Origin of the sequence: Streptomyces coelicoflavus, from assembly GCF_003112555.1 — a bacterium.
GTDB classification, from domain to species: Bacteria; Actinomycetota; Actinomycetes; order Streptomycetales; family Streptomycetaceae; genus Streptomyces; species Streptomyces coelicoflavus.
On record NZ_BEWB01000003.1, the window covers coordinates 721,925 to 741,120 of the forward strand.

The window sequence follows — 19,196 nt, forward strand, 5'->3', positions numbered from 1 at the left end:
GCAGTGAACCCCTCCGACCCCACCGAACTCCCCCTCGCCTCCACCGGAGGCTGCGGCGACGGCTGCGCCTGCGGCGCGGACAACGAAGAAGACACCTACATGGAGTGCGGTCTCGACCCGGCGCTCGCGGCACTCCTGCTGGACTCCGGCCTCGACCCCGTCGAGGTCGAGGACATCGCGAACGTCGCCATCCAGGAGGACCTGGCGGGCGGCGTGGACGTGACGACCGTGGCGACCATCCCCGAGGACGCCGTGGCCACGGCCGACTTCACCGCGCGCGAGGCGGGCGTCGTGGCGGGCCTCAGGGTCGCCGAGGCGGTGCTGTCGATCGTCTGCACGGACGAGTTCGAGGTGGAGCGCCACGTCGAGGACGGCGACCGCGTGGAGGCGGGCCACAAGCTCCTCTCCGTGACCACCCGCACCCGCGACATCCTCACCGCCGAGCGCAGCGCGCTGAACCTCCTGTGCCGCATGTCGGGCATCGCGACGGCCACGCGCGCGTGGGCGGACGTCCTGGACGGCACGAAGGCCAAGGTCCGCGACACCCGCAAGACGACGCCGGGCCTGCGCAGCCTGGAGAAGTTCGCGGTGCGCTGCGGCAGCGGCGTCAACCACCGCATGTCCCTCTCGGACGCGGCCCTCGTCAAGGACAACCACGTGGTCGCCGCGGGCGGCGTCGCCGAGGCCTTCAACGCCGTGCGCGAGAGCTTCCCGGACGTGCCCATCGAGGTCGAGGTCGACACCCTGCACCAGCTGCGCGAGGTCGTGGACGCGGGCGCCGACCTGATCCTGCTGGACAACTTCACGCCCGACGAGTGCGAGGAGGCGGTGGCCCTGGTCGCCGGCCGCGCCGCCCTGGAGGCCTCGGGCCGCCTCACCCTCGCGAACGCCAAGGCGTACGCGGACACGGGCGTCGACTACCTGGCCGTGGGCGCGCTCACCCACAGCTCCCCGATCCTGGACATCGGCCTGGACCTGCGAGCGGCGGAGTAGACGCCATGCTGCTGACGATCGACGTAGGCAACACGCACACCGTCCTGGGCCTCTTCGACGGCGAGGACATCGTCGAGCACTGGCGCATCTCCACGGACTCGCGCCGCACGGCGGACGAGCTGGCGGTCCTCCTCCAGGGCCTGATGGGCATGCACCCGCTGCTCGGTGAGGAACTGGGCGACGGCATCGACGGCATCGCCATCTGCGCGACCGTCCCCTCGGTCCTCCACGAGCTCCGCGAGGTCACCCGCCGCTACTACGGCGACGTCCCCGCGGTCCTGGTCGAACCGGGCGTCAAGACCGGCGTCCCGATCCTCACCGACCACCCCAAGGAGGTCGGCGCCGACCGCATCATCAACGCGGTCGCCGCGGTGGAGCTGTACGGCGGTCCGGCGATCGTCGTGGACTTCGGCACGGCGACGACGTTCGACGCGGTCAGCGCGCGCGGGGAGTACATCGGCGGCGTCATCGCGCCCGGCATCGAGATCTCGGTCGAGGCGCTGGGCGTCAAGGGCGCCCAGCTCCGCAAGATCGAGGTGGCCCGGCCGCGCAGCGTGATCGGCAAGAACACCGTCGAGGCGATGCAGTCCGGCATCGTGTACGGCTTCGCCGGCCAGGTCGACGGCGTCGTCAACCGCATGGCGCGGGAGCTGGCCGACGACCCGGACGACGTGACGGTCATCGCGACGGGCGGACTGGCGCCGATGGTGCTGGGCGAGTCCTCCGTCATCGACGAGCACGAGCCGTGGCTGACGCTCATGGGACTGCGGCTGGTGTACGAACGGAACGTGTCCCGCATGTAGGACGCGGCACGGGTGCGGGCGCGGGGGTGGGGTGTGCGGCCCGGCGTTGCGCGGTGCCTCCCCCACTCTCGGCTTCGCTCGAGCGGGGGACGAACCCCGTCGCCCACCCGTGCCGCCCCCGGGGGTATCTCCCAGGCCGCCGCAGGCACCCCGCGCCCCCGCCGGAGGCACCGGCATCCGGGTGGGGGAGCGCGCCACACCCGCGCCCCCTATGCCGAGTTTGTCTGATTAGCGCGTATCGTCGCCGCATGCCCACGCCCTACGGACCCCGCGGCGGCATGGCGTTCGGTGCTCAGGAGCTGCGTGTGCTCCGGCGAGCCCTCGCCCTCGCCCTGAACCCCAGCCCGGTCTCGGCCCGGGAGGCCCAGGACTGCCTTCACCTCGCAGAGTCGCTGGACGAGGCGATGCGGGAGGGAGCCAGGCTGCGCGCCTTCCTGGTGGCCGACCTCGCCCGGTACCGCGCCGCCCTCCCCGGCACCGCCACCGGCTACCTCGCGCTCCTCGACGAGGCGCTGGACGCGGGCCACCGCCCCGGCGCGGACGACCTCGCCGCCCTGGGAGCCCTGCGCGGCAACCCCGCCGCGGCCGCCCTGCTGGCCCGCTGCGGCGCCGCCACGGCCACGACGCCCGTCCCGGCGGCCGCGACGTCCACGGCCGCCACGGTCACCGCCGCCACGGTCACCGCCGCCACGGTCACGCTCCCCGCCGCGCGCACCCGCCTCCACGCCGTCGCCGGCGGCCGCCGCCCCGACGGCGACCCCGCGCAGAAGCCCGCTCCGAAACCGGCCCCGCGCCCCGCCCCGGCCGCCCCCAAGCGCCCCGTCCCCACCCCCGGCGAGGTCTTCCCGCGCCGCAAGCCCGCCCCGCCGGCCCCGCCCGCCCCGGACACCCGGCACCACCTCGCCGCCGGCTGACGGCGCCTGGCTACCCTGGTCCCATGGACTACGTCTCCGCGCTCCTGCCCCCGGCCGTGATGGCCGTCTTCTTCATCGGCTTGATCCGGGTGATCGTGAAGACCCAGGGCGGCGCCAACAAGGCCAAGGAGGACGCGGTCGTCGACGCCGCCCTCGCGCGGGCGGAGGGCGCCCGGCAGGCGTCCCCGCACCCCGAAGCCTGACCCGCACCGAAGCACCGACAGGCGTACGGCTGCCGCACTCTCCACCGCGGAGCCGTACGCCCCCTTTTGTGCACGTTCGCGCCCGGACGCGCACGTCCGGCACGCGATCGTCCCCATCTCCCACTATCGTTCGAAGCGTGCCTCGCCCATTGGGAGAACTCGAAGACGCGGTCATGACGAGGGTGTGGAAGTGGAACCGCCCCGTGACCGTTCGAGAAGTCCTGGAAGACCTGCAACAGGAACGGTCCATCGCGTACACCACCGTGATGACCGTTCTGGACAATCTCCATCAGAAGGGCTGGGTGCGCCGCGAGTCCGAAGGCCGCGCCTATCGATATGAGGCGGTCTCCACTCGCGCCGCCTACGCCGCCGCCCTCATGAACGACGCCTGGTCCCAGAGCGACAACCCCGCGGCGGCCCTCGTCGCGTTCTTCGGCATGATGAGCGAGGAACAGCGCCAGGCCCTCCAAGACGCCATCCGCATCGTGCAGGGACCGGAAACCCCCGCGCCGGGACCCGGCGCGGTACCGGACGGCGGCGGGCGATAGCGTCCCCCCATGCCAAATGCCATCAGCGTCCGGCGGGCCCGCACCAGCGATGTCCCGGACGTGCGCCGGCTGCTCGACGCGTACGTCCGTGACCGCATCCTGCTCGACAAAGCGATGGTGACGCTTTACGAGAGCATCCAGGAGTTCTGGGTCGCGGAACGGGACGACAACGCCGAGGTGGTCGGCTGCGGCGCCCTGCACGTGATGTGGGAAGACCTCGCGGAAGTGCGGACTCTCGCGGTGAAGCCCGGTCTGAAGGGCGCCGGCGTCGGCCACAAGGTGCTGGAGAAGTTGCTGGACACGGCGCGCTGGCTAGGCGTTCGCCGCGTTTTCTGTCTCACCTTCGAAGTGGACTTCTTCGGCAAGCACGGCTTCGTGGAGATCGGTGAGACACCGGTCGACACCGATGTGTACGCGGAGCTGCTCCGTTCCTATGACGAGGGCGTTGCGGAGTTCCTGGGTCTCGAACGAGTGAAACCGAACACCTTGGGCAACAGCCGGATGCTTCTGCATCTGTGATCGCCCGGGAGCGCCGGGCGACCACGCTCGTTCGAGGTTTATTCCAGCGGGGTGCCCTTCACGGGTTCCCTATGTCCGATACGCGCATGTTTCCGGCCCGGAGTCGGGCTACCGGTTCCCGCCGGGGGTTTGTGTTTTTCCGGCAAAAGCGGTTTGCTTTCCGGCGTACTGCAGTACTGCATATATCAAGGGACGGCGATACGGCGGACGCCGGCGGACCCCCGGCCCTCAAGTTATCGATGAAAGGAAATCCGGTGGCACAGAAGGTTCAGGTCCTTCTTGTCGACGACCTCGACGGTGGCGAGGCAGACGAGACCGTGACGTTCGCACTGGACGGCAAGACCTACGAGATCGATCTCACCACCGCCAACGCGGACAAGCTCCGCGGTCTTCTCGACCCGTACTTGAAGGGTGGCCGTCGTACCGGGGGCCGTGCCTCGGGCGGTCGCGGCAAGGCGCGCGCCGCTTCCGGCGGCAGCCAGGACACCGCGGCGATCCGCGCCTGGGCCAAGGAGAACGGCTGGGACGTCAACGACCGCGGCCGTGTCCCCGCGAAGGTCCGCGAGGCGTACGAGCAGGCCAACGGCTGATCAGCCGACTCGCGCCACGGGCCGTGCCCGCGGTGGGCCGCCCGCGGTGAGCCGCACCCGGTGGCACTGCGTGGCCAGGGTGCGGACCAGTCGGGCGAGATCGGGCGGGGTCCCGGTACCCCCGAGTGCCGACAGTGCCGGCAGCGAGGATTCGACCTCGCACTCCGGCTCCGGGGGTCGCAGCCAGACGGCGGCCCCCCGCAGGCCGTCGCGATCCGGGGGACGCGGCGGCAGGCCGCTCACGCCGAACCCGTCCGTGCCGTTCGTACGCGTCGGGCCGTTCCGGCCTTCCGGGCCGGAGTCGCGAGGGCCGGGTCCAGGGGCAAGGGGCGCGTCCACGAGACCCCCCGCTCCGACTGCCGTCAGGCCGAGCGGCAGTGAGCCCCAGTCCAGCCACTCCAGGAGACCGGGCAGCTCCTCCGCGCCACCCGCCGCCACGAGCAGCAGCATCCGCTCGCCCCGGACGGCCACCGGGAACCCCGGCACCGGCGCGCACGCGCCGAGCCCTCCGGCCCGCCCGAGCCGCTGCAACGTCGCGTACCCGGCGTCGGCCGGTACGTCGAGGACGTCGAAGCGGACGCCCGTGCGCAGCCGCACCGGCTCCCCCGGTGCCGTCGGCCACCCGAGCGCGTTCTCGTACCACTGCCGCGCCCGCTCCCACACCGGGCCGCCGTCCTCGGTGGTCCGGCGCGGCGAGGGCACCACGGGGGACGCGAGGAACGTGGGGGACGTGAGAGCGACGGGGACCGAGTGCGAGGCGCCGACCATGCCAAGTGCAACAGTCGAAAGAGCGCTCGGGTTACGCTGGGTGGTGTTGTGAATGCGCAGAGTGCTGGAACGGAGTGGCAAGAGGGGGCTTGCGGGGGTGCGGGGAGGCGCAAGGTTGTTCGCCCGTAGCGGAGGGAACCGGTGCGCGCGGCATGGAGTGTCAGTCCCCGCGGGTAAGACATCCCTAGTGGGAGGGGGCGACATGCAGATCGGGCCGTCTCGCGTTCGCCATCGGCGTACTGGCGAGTGGGGTAAGTGCCTGGCCTGCGGGAACATCGTCTCGCACCATCGGGTTGTGGCAGATGTCGGCGTCAGGGGTCAGGAGGCCATCGACGGTGTCGGCAGTTGGAATGAGCGGTCCCCGCTTGCGGGACTAAGCTGCGGAAGGACAGGGAGGGGAAGTTCCCCCCACTGCCTGACCGCTCTGAGGAGCGATTAACGATGTTCGAGAGGTTCACCGACCGCGCGCGGCGGGTTGTCGTCCTGGCTCAGGAAGAAGCCCGGATGCTCAACCACAACTACATCGGCACCGAGCACATCCTCCTGGGCCTGATCCACGAGGGTGAGGGTGTCGCCGCCAAGGCCCTTGAGAGCCTCGGGATTTCGCTCGAGGCGGTCCGCCAGCAGGTGGAGGAGATCATCGGCCAGGGCCAGCAGGCCCCGTCCGGGCACATCCCCTTCACCCCCCGTGCCAAGAAGGTTCTGGAGCTGTCGCTCCGCGAGGCCCTCCAGCTGGGCCACAACTACATCGGCACGGAGCACATCCTGCTCGGCCTGATCCGCGAGGGCGAGGGCGTCGCCGCCCAGGTCCTGGTCAAGCTGGGCGCAGATCTGAACCGGGTGCGGCAGCAGGTCATCCAGCTGCTCTCCGGTTACCAGGGCAAGGAGACCGCCACCGCCGGCGGTCCTGCGGAGGGCACCCCCTCCACGTCCCTGGTCCTCGACCAGTTCGGCCGGAACCTCACCCAGGCCGCTCGTGAGTCCAAGCTCGACCCGGTCATCGGGCGCGAGAAGGAGATCGAGCGGGTCATGCAGGTGCTGTCCCGCCGTACCAAGAACAACCCGGTGCTCATCGGTGAGCCCGGCGTCGGCAAGACCGCCGTCGTCGAGGGCCTCGCGCAGGCCATCGTCAAGGGCGAGGTGCCCGAGACCCTCAAGGACAAGCACCTCTACACCCTGGACCTCGGCGCCCTGGTCGCCGGCTCCCGCTACCGCGGTGATTTCGAGGAGCGCCTGAAGAAGGTCCTCAAGGAGATCCGCACCCGCGGCGACATCATCCTGTTCATCGACGAGCTGCACACGCTGGTCGGTGCGGGTGCCGCCGAGGGCGCCATCGACGCCGCGTCGATCCTCAAGCCGATGCTGGCCCGCGGTGAGCTGCAGACCATCGGTGCGACCACGCTGGACGAGTACCGCAAGCACCTGGAGAAGGACGCGGCCCTCGAGCGCCGCTTCCAGCCGATCCAGGTCGCGGAGCCGTCGCTGCCGCACACGATCGAGATCCTCAAGGGCCTGCGCGACCGCTACGAGGCCCACCACCGGGTCTCCATCACGGACGAGGCCCTCGTCCAGGCGGCGACGCTCGCCGACCGCTACATCTCGGACCGCTTCCTGCCGGACAAGGCGATCGACCTGATCGACGAGGCCGGTTCCCGGATGCGCATCCGCCGGATGACCGCGCCGCCGGACCTCCGCGAGTTCGACGAGAAGATCGCCGGCGTCCGCCGCGACAAGGAGTCCGCGATCGACTCGCAGGACTTCGAGAAGGCCGCCTCCCTCCGCGACAAGGAGAAGCAGCTCCTGGCCGCCAAGGCCAAGCGCGAGAAGGAGTGGAAGGCCGGCGACATGGACGTCGTCGCCGAGGTCGACGGCGAGCTGATCGCCGAGGTCCTCGCCACGGCGACGGGTATCCCGGTCTTCAAGCTCACGGAGGAGGAGTCGTCCCGCCTGCTGCGCATGGAGGACGAGCTCCACAAGCGGGTCATCGGCCAGAAGGACGCCGTCAAGGCGCTCTCCAAGGCGATCCGCCGTACCCGTGCCGGCCTGAAGGACCCGAAGCGTCCCGGTGGCTCGTTCATCTTCGCCGGCCCGTCCGGTGTCGGTAAGACCGAGCTGTCCAAGGCGCTCGCCGAGTTCCTCTTCGGTGACGAGGACGCGCTGATCTCCCTCGACATGTCGGAGTTCAGCGAGAAGCACACCGTCTCGCGCCTCTTCGGTTCGCCCCCCGGCTACGTGGGCTACGAGGAGGGCGGCCAGCTGACGGAGAAGGTCCGCCGCAAGCCGTTCTCGGTCGTCCTCTTCGACGAGGTCGAGAAGGCCCACCCGGACATCTTCAACAGCCTGCTGCAGATCCTGGAGGACGGTCGCCTGACCGACTCCCAGGGCCGGGTCGTGGACTTCAAGAACACGGTCATCATCATGACGACCAACCTCGGCACCCGGGACATCTCCAAGGGCTTCAACCTGGGCTTCGCCGCCGCGGGTGACACGAAGTCCAACTACGAGCGCATGAAGAACAAGGTCCAGGACGAGCTGAAGCAGCACTTCCGGCCCGAGTTCCTCAACCGTGTCGACGACGTGGTCGTCTTCCCGCAGCTCAGCCAGGACGACATCCTTCAGATCGTCGACCTGATGATCCAGAAGGTGGACGAGCGCCTCAAGGACCGGGACATGGGCATCGAGCTCTCCCAGTCCGCCAAGGAGCTGCTGTCCAAGCGGGGCTACGACCCGGTGCTGGGTGCGCGTCCGCTGCGCCGCACGATCCAGCGCGAGGTCGAGGACTCGCTGTCGGAGAAGATCCTCTTCGGCGAGCTGCGTCCCGGTCACATCGTGGTCGTGGACACCGAGGGCGAGGGCGACACGGCGACCTTCACCTTCCGGGGCGAGGAGAAGTCGACCCTCCCCGACGTCCCGCCGATCGAGCAGGCGGCGGGCGGCGCGGGGCCCAACCTGAGCAAGGAGGCGTAGCCCTCCGGGGGTGAGCCTGGAAAGGGGCTGGCCCGGGACTTCGGTCCCGGACCAGCCCCTTCGCCGTGCCGCGTCAGCGTTCGACCACGGTCACTTCGGCGTCGGGGAAGAGGGCGGCGAACCGGTCTGTGGCGAACCGCCTGCCCGGACAGGTCTGGAGGATCACCCGGCGCAGGCCCCGCAGGCGCGAGGCGAGCGCGGCAAGGTCCTCCGCCCCGTGCAGGGCGGTGACGCGCAGAAACGTGACGCCCGGAAGCTCGGGCATGGCCTCGACGGACTCCGGGAAGTCCGCGAGGACCGCACGGTTGACATGCAGATGGGTCAACCGGGGCAGCGCGACCACGGAGCTCCAGTCGGCAGCCGTCAACGGGGATGCCAGCGGGCCGAGGCTGAGCTCGGAGAGCCCGGCCCAGTGCTCCAGCCCCCTCAGGCCCGTCCGGTCCGTGGTGTGCCTGCCCAGAAAGAGAAACTCCAGCTCGGCAGCGGTCGGCAGCACATCGGTGAGGCGGTCGCCGGGCAGCTCCTGATCGAGGGAGACGCGCCGCAGCGCACCCAGTGCGCTCAGGCCGGTGAGGTCCGAGATCCGGCCGCAGGCGAGATCGACGAGCGGCAGTCCCGCCAGTTGCCCCAGACCCCGGGCGGCGTCGCATCCCTGGACCCACAGACCGCCGAGCGAGCTGAACGGCAGCAGGTCCCCGAGATCGTCCAGGGCTGGATTGTCCCGCACGTCGATCAGGGTCACGGCCTCGGGCGACGGCACGGCGGCCAGGACGTCCGCGACGGCGTGGCCGCCCCGCAGGGACAGCCCGTGCCAGGGACGCATGGTCGCCAGGGCGGCGCGCTGCTCGGCCGTTTCGCAGGCGACCAGCAGGTCGTGCCGGTGCAGGTGGTCCAGCACCTCGGCGGCGTACCCCGCGGTGTCGAAGCGACTCCAGGTACCGGCCAGTTGTCGCCGTACATCCAGGGAGCGATGGTCCCTGAACCGGCGCAGCACCGCCAGCGCTCCGCTCGGTTCCTGCCCCGCCAGCAGCGACGCCGTCACCGTCACCCCGTGCGCCTGCGCGTCCGTCAGCCCCTCGGGCCCCGGCAGCAGCTCCAGCACCAGCGGTCCCGCCTCCGCCAGGGCCTTCGCTTCCTCCGTCGACCCCGGCGGAATCAGCGCCCCCGCCCGCGCCTCCACCTCCGCCCGCACCGCCGGGTCCAGGGCCGTTGCGTGTTCCAGGCACGCCAGGGCCAGCAACGTCAGCCGGGGTGTGTCCTCCGCCAGCAGACGGCGCAGCAGCACCGCCCGCTCACCGGGCCGGGCGTGGGCGACGGCCATGCGGACGACGTCCTCCCACTGGCTGTCGTCCGCGCGCCCCGCGATGACGTCGAGGTGGCCCTCCTCGACCGCGTACCGCGCGCCCAGATAGTCCTGGAAGGTGCGGTGGACGAAATCCAGTGAACCCTGGCCGGGCTGCCGGAGGAGCCCGCTGCGCAGGACCAGCGCCCGCAGGACCGTCGCCGCGTCGCCCTGCCCCGCCGCCGAGGCCACCGACGGCAGGGCGCGCTCCACGATGCCCTCGGCGGTCTCCACCGACATCTCCGTGCGTCCGCTCAGCACCAGCGCGTACGCCAGCCGCTGGAGCAGCTCCAGCTGCGCCTCCTCGCTCAGCTCCACCGCCTCCATGCCCCGCTCCCGGTCCCGGCGGGCCAGCAGCATCGTCAGGGCGGCGTCGTACAACTCCTTGCGGCCCGTGGGGAGGTAGCCCCGCCGCTCCCGGTGCAGGGCGCAGATCAGGCCGCACATCAGGGGGTTGGTGGCGAGCCGGGCCAGGTCGCGCTTGGTGCGCAGGGAGTCCAGCAGCCGGGTCTCGAACTCGGGTGCCTCCGCGGCGGCGTGCCAGCGCCGCACGAAGGTCGTCACGTCGTCCTGGCGCATCGGAGTGAGGGCAAGCTCCCGGAAACCCTCGGCCGCCAGCCAGTCGGCGCGTACGGCGGTGGGGCGCGAGGTTAGCAGCCAGCGGTTGCCGGGGAAGGCGCGGATCAGGGCGAGGAGCCAGTCGCGCGTGCGGTGCCGTTCCGCGGCCGGGATCTCGTCCAGGCCGTCGACGAGGACCAGGCCCCGGCCGGCGCCCAGCACCCGTTCCGCCCAGCCCTCCGGAGGGGTGAGCGGGCAGCCCACGGCGGTGAGGAAGGCGGCGGGGGAGGGCAGCGCGCCCGCACGGGTCAGTGTGCGCAGCGGCAGCACGTAAGCGACCCGGTCCCCGTCCCGCGCGGCGGTCACCGCCAGCCACTGCACCAGCGTCGTCTTGCCGGAGCCCGCGTCGCCGCGCAGCAGTACGCGGTCGTGGGTGGTCAGCGCCGCCTCGGCGGGAAGGCGGACGGTGCGTTCCGGCTCGGCGTCCTCCCCGGGGAGCGCGGTGTGCTCCTCCTCCGCGGCCGCCTCCAGGCTCAGGTAGGCGACCTCCAGCGGCCACCGGTCCGACGAGTCGCGCAGGTCGATGCCGTAGATGGTGATGCGGTCGTGCTGCGCGGCCACGTACGGCAGGTACCGGCGCTCGAACGCCGTGTCCCGGGCGTCCGGACGCGGGATCCGGGTGATCAGCTCGTCGACCTTCGCGATCAGCTCGGACTGGCCCCGGGTCTGGGCCACCAGCGTGCGGGCGACGAACGTCGACCGCCGGGTGAAGAACTCCAGGACGTGCAGGCAGGCCCACTCGGTCGCCGAGTCGAGGAAGTAGCGGGCGTCGGTGGAGAGTCCGTCTCCGGAACCGGCCGCCTGCCGCCGCAGCCGGGCGGCCAGCTCACCGTGTCCGAGGCGCATCGCTTGCACGTCGTCCATGTCCAGGTCGCCGAGGGCGAGGAGCCGCGCCGTCAGGGCGTCGGACACGGCCCCGGCCTCGTCGCGCGGGAAGGGCTGCTCGCCGGGAGAGTCCAGGGCGGCCCCGACCAGCTTCCCGGCGAGCAGCCGCACCTCCCTCTCGCCCAGCGTGCGCCGCTCGCCCCGGAAGGACACCAGACGGTCCAGCCGGACCGGCCGGTCGACCAGTCCGGCGCCGGGGCCGCCCGTCACGAACAGCTTCTTCACCAGCGGGGCGACCAGACTGGACGCCAACTTCCCGCCGAGCACCGCCGGTTCCATGCGCCACCCCCGTGGTCGGTCGACGAGGGGAGCATAACGACCGTCAGGACAACTGGCCGTCGTAGTCCGGCAGCTTGAACGTGCGCTCCGCGTGGCCGCCCGACAGGTCGGTGGCGCTGTTGCCGATGTTCGCGATGATCGTGTAGCCGTTCGACTCGATCTCGGCGCGCTGTTCGGTCTTGTACTCGGCGACGTCCTTGAACAGGTCCAGGAAGCCGCGGACGTACAGCCCCGAGGACTCGTACCCGGCGTGGGCGAGGTTCCACTCGGTGGGTGCCTCGATGATGCCGGGGCGGGCGGTCACGAAGAACAGGGCGACGCCGTGCTCCTGGGCGTACCGCGCGGCCTCCAGGACCGGCCGGTTGGCGGGCTGGGGGTAGCTGAAGCCGAAGTCGGTCTCCAGGGAGGTGTTGTCGATGTCGAGGACGATTGCCTGCTTCTCGCCCGGGGCGGAGTCGGCGATCCGCTCCTTCAGGTAGGGCAGCGCCGCGTCCATCACGGCGCGGCAGTCCCGCTGCCAGGTGTCGTAGTCGACGTCGTCCGCGGCGGCGGCGACCGCCGTCACCGACGCGGACGGCTTCTCGGCCGGGGCGGCGACGGACGGCGTGACCGTCGCGGTGAGCGCCGCCGCGACCACGGCGGCCGTGCCCGTGGCACGCCACCAGGTGCGCCGGGTCTGTCTGGTCTGGCCGGTCTGGTCGGTCATGGGGGGTGGGGTCCTCTCATGCCTGCGCGGATGCCTGACGGCACAAAGTTGTCGCGTGCATGCTTGCCCCAGCAAGTGGCCGGACGGCAACGATTGGGTTACTGAGCAGTAGTCAGTCTCCCGGCCTGCGGCTACGCCGTGATCTCCACCCCGTTCGGCACGCTCCGTACCCGCGGCAGCCGGGGATTGACCCGCAGCACCCGCAGCCGGGGGAAGCCGGACAGCCACGAGAGGTCGGTGTCGGGCAGCTCCGCGTTGAGCCACAGGTGGGTCAGCCGGTCGGGGAGCAGCCCCGCCAGCAGTTCCTCGGCCCGCATCACCCCGGCCACCTGGATGCGCGCACGCCCGCCGAGTTCGCGCAGCGCCGCCAGCTCGGCGGTGTCGGAGACCGGGAAGTAGAGGCCGTCCGGGTCCAGGTGGGCGATGATCTCCTGGGCGTACCGCTCGGTGTCGAAGTGCCGCCAGCCCCGGGCCAGTTCCGCACGCACCGGCAGCGCGGCGCGGGAGCGCAGCCGGGCCAGGTAGTCGATGGCCGCGTCGTCCGCGACCCGGGTCGCGGTGCAGGCCAGCAGCAGGGCCTGCCGGTCGTCGGGAACCTGGCCCGGGTCGGGCAGCAGCTCCAGGACGATGGGGCCGACCCAGCCGAGGCCCCGCGCGGCCAGCTCGGTGGTCGGGCGCACCAGGTTCTTCGTGCGGTCGTGGACCAGGCGCTGGACGGCCGGGTCGAGTTCGGCGACATGGTCGAGGCAGGCCGCGGCCATCAGCCGGCGGTGGTTGATCTGCGGGCGGCGCAGTCCGGGCGCGGGCGCCAGCAGCCGTTCCAGGAAATCGCCGCACTCCTCGGGCCGGGCGTGGGCGGCGGCCATGCGGATGACCTCCTCCCACTCGGACTGGTGGGCGTGGTCCACCAGCGTCGGGAACCGGCCCCGGGCCACGATCTCCTTGGCGGCCAGGTAGTCCTGGAAGGTGCGGTGGACGAAGTCGACCGACTCGCCCGACCGTTCGCGCAGCAGACCCGTACGGTGCAGCAGGTGCCGGAAGATCGTCGCGCCGTCCCCCTGCGCGCGGGCGGCGGGCATCGCGGGCAGCGCGGCGTCCAGGATGGCGACCGCCCGTTCGCCGGTCAGCTCGGAGGCGTCCTCCTCCAGCATGGCGTGGGCCAGCTTCTGCAACAGCCGTTCCCTGGTGCTCTGCTGGAGCCGCACGTCGTCGGCGTACAGCACGTCCCGTTCGGGGTCGCGGCGCTGGAGCAGCATCTCCAGGGCGGCGTCGTACAGCTCCTTGCGGCCGCTGGGCAGGGAGCCCGCCCGGTCCCGGTTGAGGGCGCATATCAGGCCGCACATCAGGGGGTTGGTGGCGAGCTGGCGCAGCTCGCGGTAGATGCGTACGGAGTGCAGCAGCCGCTGCTCGTACTCGTCCAGCGTTCTTCGCTCCCGCTCCCGCTCGCGCCCCTGGGGCCCCGGGGAGCGGCTCTGCTCGTCCAGGCGGGCCGCCGAGTGCCAGTCCCGGATGAACCGCGTCACCCGGTCCCGCGACATGGGTGCCAGGGACAGCTCGACGAAGTCCTCCTCGGCCAGCCCGCCCCCCGACAGCCAGCCGTCGGAGACGGCGGAGGGCCGGGAGGTGACCAGGCAGCCGTTGCCGGAGAAGACGCGCAGCAGCCGGCGCAGCCGGTCGCGCAGCTCGCCGCGCGTCTTCTCGGGCGCCTCGTCGATGCCGTCGACCAGCAGCAGCGCCCGGCCCGCGAGCAGGGTGCGCACCACCCACCCCTCCGGCGCGCGGTCGGCGAGCGGGTGCCGGACCGCGTGCAGGAAGTCGTCCGGCGCGGGGAAGCCCTCGCGGGCGAAGCGGCGTACGGGCAGCACGAAGGGGATCCGGGAGCCCTCGCGGGCGGCGGCCACGGCCAGCCACTGCACCAGGGTCGTCTTGCCCGACCCGGCGCCCCCGCGCAGCAGCACCCGGTCGTGGTCCTCCAGGGCACGGTCGGCGAGCAGCACGGTGCGCTGGTCGTCCTCGGTGCCGCCCACGCCGCCGCTGCGCTCCTCCGCCTCCAGGCTCAGGTAGGTCTCCTCCAGCGGCCAACGGTCGGGCGCGTTGGGGAAGTCCACGCCGACGATGGTCAGCCAGCCGTGCCGCCGGGCCACCCACTCGGCGTACTCGGCCTCGAACGCCACGTCCTCCTCCGACCGTTCGGCGTGCCGGGCCGCCGCCTCGGCGTCGCCCAGGTCGACCAGCTGCGCGATCCGGCTCGCCCGCCCCGGCAGTTGCCGCTGGAGATAGGCGGAGCGCCGCACCAGGTGGTGCAGGACGTGCAGGCACACCGACACGAGGAGCGCGTCGTGGAACCAGGCCGCGTCCGGCGACAGTTCCCGGTCGGCGCCCTGCACCGCGCCCCGCAGCCGCCGCGCGTAGTCCTGCGGCCCCAGGCGTACGGCGTCGGCGTCGGTGACGTCGACCTCGGCGATCGCGAGCAGCGTGCGGGCCAGGACGTCGACGACCGGGGCCAGTTCGGCGTTGGGCGCGGCGTGCCGCTCGGCGGCGAGGTGCACCAGGTCGGCGGCGGTGCGGTGGACGTCGTCCGGGGTGGCCGTGGCCCCGGCGCCGCGCCAGGTGACGAGGCCGGGGACCGGTTCGGAGAACACGGGTGGGCGGGCGGGGTCGCGGAACAGGCGGTGGACGAGGGGGGCGGCGAGACGGGAGGGGGTGCGGACGACGGCATCCATGGACGTGGTTACCCCTGGCGGTCGGCGGACGGGGGGGCGGTTTCGTTCCGGACCCTCACTCCGGGCGGCGCCTGGCGTGCCACGGCCGGGTCCAGGTCCGTGTACACGGTGACCGACCGCAGGGCGGGGAACGCGCCGAGCCAGGACAGCCCCTCCACGGGGTGCGGGGCGTCCAGGGCCAGGAGGTGCAGCCGCTCGGGAACGATCAGTGAGGTCAGGTCCTCGACGCGGTACGGGCCCCGCACGTGGATGTGCTCCCAGCCGCCCAGCGAGCGCAGCGTACGCAGGTCCTCGGCCGAGTACGCGTCGACGGCGTACTGGGTGGGGAGGTGGGCGAGGATCTCGCGGGCGTACTGGTCCCGGTCGAAGCCGTGCCACGCGGCGGCCAGCTGCGTGCCGACGAACGCGTCCGTGTGGTCCCGGAACCGGGACAGGAACTGGAGCGCGGCCTCGCTGTGCAGGTGTGCCGCAGTCTGCACCACCCGGAACGCGGTGTCGTCGTCGAGGCCGTCCGGCCCCGGCAGCAGGCTCAGCACCAGATCGCCGCCGGCCTGCGCCACGTCCCGCGCCGCCGCTTTGCTGGCCGGCGGGACATGCGTCGCCAGCCCCTCCTCCACCCGCCTGCGCGTTTCCGGCTCCACCTCGGCCGCGTACCGCAGCCCGGCCGCCGCCAGCAGCGTCCCGCGCGGGGTGCCCAGCTCGGTCAGCCGGCGCAGCATGTGCTCCGCCTCCTTCGGCCGGGCATGGGCGAGGGCGAGCAGGATCACGTCCTCCCACTGGTCCCGGTCGGCGTGGTCGACCAGCAGGCCGAAGTCCATTTCCTGCACGGCGAGCCGGGCGCCCAGATAGTCCTGGAAGGTGCGGTGCAGGAAGTCCACCCGGCCCTCGGCGGGCTCGCGCAGCAGCCCGGAGCGCAGCAGCAGGGCCCGGTAGACGTCCTCGCCACCGGCGCTGTCCAGGTCCAGCGCGGGCAGTGACCGCTCCACGATGCCGAGCGCCTCGTCCCGGTCCAGTTCGGCCCGGCTGTTGCGGATCAGCCACCACGCCAGCTTCTGGAGCAGCTGCACCTGCGTGGCGTAGGCGAGGCGCACCCCGTCGAAGCCGTGCAGCTCCCGTTCCCGGTCCCGGCGCTCCAGGAGCATCGTCAGGGCGGCCTCGTAGAGCGACCTGCGGTCCTGCGGCAGGAAACCGCGCCGGTCGCGGTGCAGGGCGCACAGCATGCCGCACATCAACGGGTTGGTGGCCAGCCCGGTCAGTTCCGGGGTGCCGCGCACGGACGCCAGCAGGGACTCGCCGACCGACGCGTCCACCTCGGCCGCCCGGTGCCAGCGCCGTACGAAGGTGGCGACGCCCTCGCGGCCCATCGGGGCGAGGACGAGTTCGCTGAAGCCCTCGGCGGCCAGCCACTCCTCCGGTACGGCGGAGGGACGCGAGGTGACCAGCCACAGGTTCCCGGGAAAGGCCCGCACCAGCTCGCGCAGCCAGCGCCGCGCGGCGGCACGGCGGTTCCCGGCGACCTCGTCGATGCCGTCGACCAGCAGCACCCCGCGCCGGGCCCGCAGCACGCGCTCCACCCACCCCGGGGGCTGCTCCCCGGCGACGGGGCAGCCGACCGCGCGCAGGAAGTCGCCGGGAAAGGGCAGCTCGGCGCCCGGCCGGACGATCCGGCGCATCGGCAGCACGAACGGCACCTGCCCGATGAGGTGGGGCAGCCCGTGGTCGTAGACCCGGCTCGCCGCCGTGACCGCGAGCCACTGCACGAGGGTGGTCTTGCCGGACCCGGCGACGCCGCGCAGGAACACCTGGTCGTGACCGGCGAGGACCTGCTCGGCGGCCACGGTCGGGTACTCCGGGCCCCGGCTCCCGCCCCGTCCCGCCTGCGGCCGGGTCGCCTCCAGGCTCAGATAGGCCGTGTCCAGCGGCCACTCCCGGGTCCCGGCGTCCAGCCCGTAGATGGTGAGGGTGCCGTACCGGGCGGCGATGTGGTCCGCGTAGCGCTCCTCGAACCCGGCGTCCTCGGCCGACCGGGACGGCAGCCGTTCCAGCAGTACGTCGACGGCCCGGACCAGCCGGGCCAGCTGCTGCGCCTGGACGGTCTGCCGGCGGGCGACGTAGGTGGAGCGCTGGGTGAGGAAGTTCAGGATGTGCAGCGAGGCGGTGTGCAGCAGCCGCTCGTACAGCAGCGTGCCGCCCTCGCCGAGCCCGTACGGGGCCAGCGGCACGCCCGCGCTCAGCTCGCGGGCGAAGCGCTCGGGGCCGAGCCCGACGGCCTCGTAGTCCTCGACGGTGATCTCGCCGAGCCGGGCGAGCGTACGGGCCAGGGCGTCCTTGACGACCGCGGCCTCGGCGGCGCCGACGGGCTCCTCGCCGGGGCCTGCGGCGGCCAGCGCCCTGCGGACCAGCTCTCCGGCGATCTTCTCGACGTCCTTGGGCGTGACGGTCCGCTTCTCGCCCCGGAAGGACACCAGCGCCGATATCCGCACCGGGCGGTCCACCAGACCCGCTCCCGGCCCGTCCCGGACGAAGAGCCGGCGGACGAGCGGAGTGACCGCGCTGGACGCGACACGGGCCCCGAGTGCTGTGACGTCGACCATGTTCCGAGCCTAGGTGAACGCCCTTGTACGGGGGGCGGGTTAGCCGGGACGGGAGTAGCCCCCGTCACATTCGGGGGCCTTTCGATCATGGCCGCCGGTGACGTGCCGCACAGGCCGATTGCCCTGTACTACGGGGAATAGTGGCAGCCGCAAGAACTACGAAAACGGACATACCGGGGTGGTGTGAGGGGGGATTTCCGGGTTTCTGACCTGGTTCTGTCCAGAATGACGGCTCTGGCACGGGTCGGGAGGTTTCCCTCTGAATTACTAAATAGGGTCGTAGGTCACACCTTTGTGCGGTTCGGGGTCGCCGGGTTACCAAGGTTGAGCCCGCCCGGTGAGCGCCTTGTGCGTCCCGCCGGTGGGCATTCCTCTGCACCCGTCCCCATGAGGTTCGAATGTTCCCGCGTGTCACGTCCCGTTCTTCCCGTACGACCATCCGCACCCGCGCCGCGGTGATGGCCGCCGGCCTCGGAGCCTCGGTCGCACTGGGAGCCGGGGTCGCGGCCGCCACCGGCACCACGGCGGCCTCCAGCACGACCTCCGCCGCGAGCGCGGTGGAGGCCCAGGCCGCCGCGCAGGCCAAGGCGGCGAAGGCCGAGAAGGCCTCCGCGAGCACGAAGAAGACCGCCACCAAGAAGAAGGCCGCCTCCTGGGTGGACCCGGTCAAGAAGTACGCGCTGAGCGCCAGCTTCGCCCAGAACGGTGGCATGTGGGCGCACAAGCACAGCGGCCAGGACTTCGCCGTGCCGGTCGGCACCAACGTCGTCGCCGCCCACGGCGGCACCGTGGTCAAGGCCGGCGGCAACGGCGCCGGTGACGGCCCCGCCTACGGCAACGCGATCGTGATCAAGCACGGCAACGGCACGTACTCCCAGTACGCGCACCTGTCCAAGGTCAACGTGAAGATCGGCCAGGTCGTGAAGACCGGCCAGTCGATCGCCAAGTCCGGCAACACCGGCAACTCCAGCGGCCCGCACCTGCACTTCGAGATCCGCACGACCGCGAACTACGGCTCGGCCGTCGACCCGGTCGCCTTCCTGAAGTCCAAGGGTGTGACCGTCTGAGGAGCGTGACTACGCTCCCGCGGCTCCCCGATGGGCCTGGGTGATCAGATCGGTGGCGACCTCGAGAACAGCGGCACGCTGTTCCTCGGGGTCGCCTTCGAGGTCCCGGAGCACGAACATCCCGGCGTGCAGGGTGAACAGCGCGCTGATGCAGCGGACCTGGTCGACCAGGTCCGCCTCGGGGTCCATGAGGATGTCGCGCAGGCCGAACATCCTGGTCTTGAACAGCTCGCCGATGCGCAGGTCCCGCACCGTCGCCTGGTTCTCCTGCATGAAGCGGAACAGCGGCGCCGCGCCGGCCAGCGCCTCGCTGTAGCCGCGGATGATCTCCTGCTTCGTCTCCAGGGTGTGCGGCTGCTCCCGCCCCCACTCGATCAGGTGCTCCAGCGGCCGTGAGAGGTCCTCGAAGATGCTGACGAGGATCTCTTCCTTGGTCTTGAAGTGGTAGTAGAGCGCGGCCTTGGTCACGTCCAGACGCTCGGCGATCTCGCGCAGGGAGGTCTTCTCGTACCCCTGCTCCGCGAAGAGCTCGAGCGCGACGTCCTGGATGCGCTGGCGGGTGTCCCCGCGGCGTCGCTGCTGCTTGGTGCCGTTCATTGTGCCGCCCATCCTCCTACGCACCTCCTGCCCCGCGCACTTTCCGAAAAACTTACTTGACGCCCGGCTAGTTACGCGCC

15 protein-coding genes are annotated in these 19,196 nt (G+C 71.9%); 9 read left to right on the forward strand and 6 right to left on the reverse strand.

Annotated elements, in window-relative coordinates:
- Positions 1-3 precede the first annotated feature (3 nt).
- The 7 genes from nadC (at position 4) to Sco07f_RS08380 (ending at position 4,570) form a co-directional block, all read left to right on the forward strand.
- Positions 4-993 carry a carboxylating nicotinate-nucleotide diphosphorylase gene (gene nadC, locus Sco07f_RS08350; protein WP_108987387.1) on the forward strand — a complete coding sequence of 330 codons (990 nt, stop codon included), beginning with the start codon at positions 4-6 and terminating at the stop codon, positions 991-993.
- Between the two features lie 5 nt (positions 994-998).
- Positions 999-1,796 (forward strand): type III pantothenate kinase, encoded by a 798-nt coding sequence (locus Sco07f_RS08355; RefSeq protein ID WP_007452180.1) that lies wholly within the window; start codon positions 999-1,001, stop codon positions 1,794-1,796.
- Between the two features lie 248 nt (positions 1,797-2,044).
- Positions 2,045-2,710, forward strand: a complete 666-nt coding sequence (locus Sco07f_RS08360; RefSeq protein ID WP_108987388.1) for a hypothetical protein — start codon at positions 2,045-2,047, stop codon at positions 2,708-2,710.
- Positions 2,711-2,733: 23 nt separating this feature from the next.
- The gene (locus tag Sco07f_RS08365; protein ID WP_042826696.1) at positions 2,734-2,913 is read left to right on the forward strand and encodes a hypothetical protein; all 180 of its coding nucleotides are present in this window, start codon (positions 2,734-2,736) and stop codon (positions 2,911-2,913) included.
- 149 nt (positions 2,914-3,062) lie between these two features.
- The gene (locus tag Sco07f_RS08370; RefSeq protein WP_078582032.1) at positions 3,063-3,461 is read left to right on the forward strand and encodes a BlaI/MecI/CopY family transcriptional regulator; all 399 of its coding nucleotides are present in this window, start codon (positions 3,063-3,065) and stop codon (positions 3,459-3,461) included.
- 9 nt (positions 3,462-3,470) lie between these two features.
- The gene (locus Sco07f_RS08375; protein WP_087790029.1) at positions 3,471-3,980 is read left to right on the forward strand and encodes an amino-acid N-acetyltransferase; all 510 of its coding nucleotides are present in this window, start codon (positions 3,471-3,473) and stop codon (positions 3,978-3,980) included.
- A gap of 254 nt (positions 3,981-4,234) precedes the next feature.
- Positions 4,235-4,570 (forward strand): histone-like nucleoid-structuring protein Lsr2, encoded by a 336-nt coding sequence (locus Sco07f_RS08380; protein WP_003975458.1) that lies wholly within the window; start codon positions 4,235-4,237, stop codon positions 4,568-4,570.
- Here the strand turns inward: Sco07f_RS08380 and Sco07f_RS08385 are convergent, their stop codons facing one another.
- Entirely contained in the window at positions 4,571-5,338 is a 768-nt protein-coding gene (locus tag Sco07f_RS08385) for an SCO3374 family protein (protein ID WP_108987389.1), read from the reverse strand.
- Between the two features lie 441 nt (positions 5,339-5,779).
- Here Sco07f_RS08385 and Sco07f_RS08395 point away from each other — a divergent pair, with 441 nt between their 5' ends.
- Positions 5,780-8,305 (forward strand): ATP-dependent Clp protease ATP-binding subunit, encoded by a 2,526-nt coding sequence (locus tag Sco07f_RS08395; protein WP_007452285.1) that lies wholly within the window; start codon positions 5,780-5,782, stop codon positions 8,303-8,305.
- A 73-nt stretch (positions 8,306-8,378) separates the two neighbouring features.
- On the opposite strand, the gene Sco07f_RS08400 is transcribed toward Sco07f_RS08395, so the two are convergent.
- The 4 genes from Sco07f_RS08400 to Sco07f_RS08415 form a co-directional block, all read right to left on the reverse strand.
- A complete protein-coding gene (locus Sco07f_RS08400; protein WP_108987390.1) occupies positions 8,379-11,429 on the reverse strand; it encodes an NACHT domain-containing protein in 3,051 nt (1,016 codons plus the stop codon).
- A gap of 43 nt (positions 11,430-11,472) precedes the next feature.
- The gene (locus tag Sco07f_RS08405; protein WP_108987391.1) at positions 11,473-12,135 is read right to left on the reverse strand and encodes an HAD family acid phosphatase; all 663 of its coding nucleotides are present in this window, start codon (positions 12,133-12,135) and stop codon (positions 11,473-11,475) included.
- 131 nt (positions 12,136-12,266) lie between these two features.
- Complete coding sequence (locus Sco07f_RS08410; RefSeq protein ID WP_108987392.1) at positions 12,267-14,858, reverse strand: NACHT domain-containing protein; 2,592 nt, start codon at positions 14,856-14,858, stop codon at positions 12,267-12,269.
- An 8-nt stretch (positions 14,859-14,866) separates the two neighbouring features.
- On the reverse strand, positions 14,867-17,452 hold the full coding sequence (locus tag Sco07f_RS08415) for an NACHT domain-containing protein (protein WP_108987393.1): 2,586 nt from the start codon (positions 17,450-17,452) through the stop codon (positions 14,867-14,869).
- Positions 17,453-17,850: 398 nt separating this feature from the next.
- On the opposite strand from Sco07f_RS08415, the gene Sco07f_RS08420 reads away from it, so the two are divergent.
- Positions 17,851-18,519, forward strand: coding sequence for a M23 family metallopeptidase (locus Sco07f_RS08420; protein ID WP_087790023.1), 669 nt, complete (start codon positions 17,851-17,853; stop codon positions 18,517-18,519).
- Positions 18,520-18,528: 9 nt separating this feature from the next.
- Here the strand turns inward: Sco07f_RS08420 and Sco07f_RS08425 are convergent, their stop codons facing one another.
- A complete protein-coding gene (locus Sco07f_RS08425; protein ID WP_007452260.1) occupies positions 18,529-19,128 on the reverse strand; it encodes a TetR/AcrR family transcriptional regulator in 600 nt (199 codons plus the stop codon).
- Positions 19,129-19,196: the final 68 nt, after the last annotated feature.

What these genes read in the sequence shown, in the direction of transcription:
- Sco07f_RS08355 (WP_007452180.1), top strand. Translation starts at nt 999, where the DNA reads ATGCTGCTGACGATCGACGTAGGCAACACGCACACCGTCCTGGGCCTC.
- Sco07f_RS08360 (WP_108987388.1), top strand. Translation starts at nt 2,045, where the DNA reads ATGCCCACGCCCTACGGACCCCGCGGCGGCATGGCGTTCGGTGCTCAG.
- Sco07f_RS08365 (WP_042826696.1), top strand. Translation starts at nt 2,734, where the DNA reads ATGGACTACGTCTCCGCGCTCCTGCCCCCGGCCGTGATGGCCGTCTTC.
- Sco07f_RS08375 (WP_087790029.1), top strand. Translation starts at nt 3,471, where the DNA reads ATGCCAAATGCCATCAGCGTCCGGCGGGCCCGCACCAGCGATGTCCCG.
- Sco07f_RS08385 (WP_108987389.1), bottom strand. Translation starts at nt 5,338, where the DNA reads ATGGTCGGCGCCTCGCACTCGGTCCCCGTCGCTCTCACGTCCCCCACG.
- Sco07f_RS08395 (WP_007452285.1), top strand. Translation starts at nt 5,780, where the DNA reads ATGTTCGAGAGGTTCACCGACCGCGCGCGGCGGGTTGTCGTCCTGGCT.
- Sco07f_RS08400 (WP_108987390.1), bottom strand. Translation starts at nt 11,429, where the DNA reads ATGGAACCGGCGGTGCTCGGCGGGAAGTTGGCGTCCAGTCTGGTCGCC.
- Sco07f_RS08405 (WP_108987391.1), bottom strand. Translation starts at nt 12,135, where the DNA reads ATGACCGACCAGACCGGCCAGACCAGACAGACCCGGCGCACCTGGTGG.
- Sco07f_RS08410 (WP_108987392.1), bottom strand. Translation starts at nt 14,858, where the DNA reads ATGGATGCCGTCGTCCGCACCCCCTCCCGTCTCGCCGCCCCCCTCGTC.
- Sco07f_RS08415 (WP_108987393.1), bottom strand. Translation starts at nt 17,452, where the DNA reads ATGGTCGACGTCACAGCACTCGGGGCCCGTGTCGCGTCCAGCGCGGTC.
- Sco07f_RS08420 (WP_087790023.1), top strand. Translation starts at nt 17,851, where the DNA reads ATGTTCCCGCGTGTCACGTCCCGTTCTTCCCGTACGACCATCCGCACC.
- Sco07f_RS08425 (WP_007452260.1), bottom strand. Translation starts at nt 19,128, where the DNA reads ATGGGCGGCACAATGAACGGCACCAAGCAGCAGCGACGCCGCGGGGAC.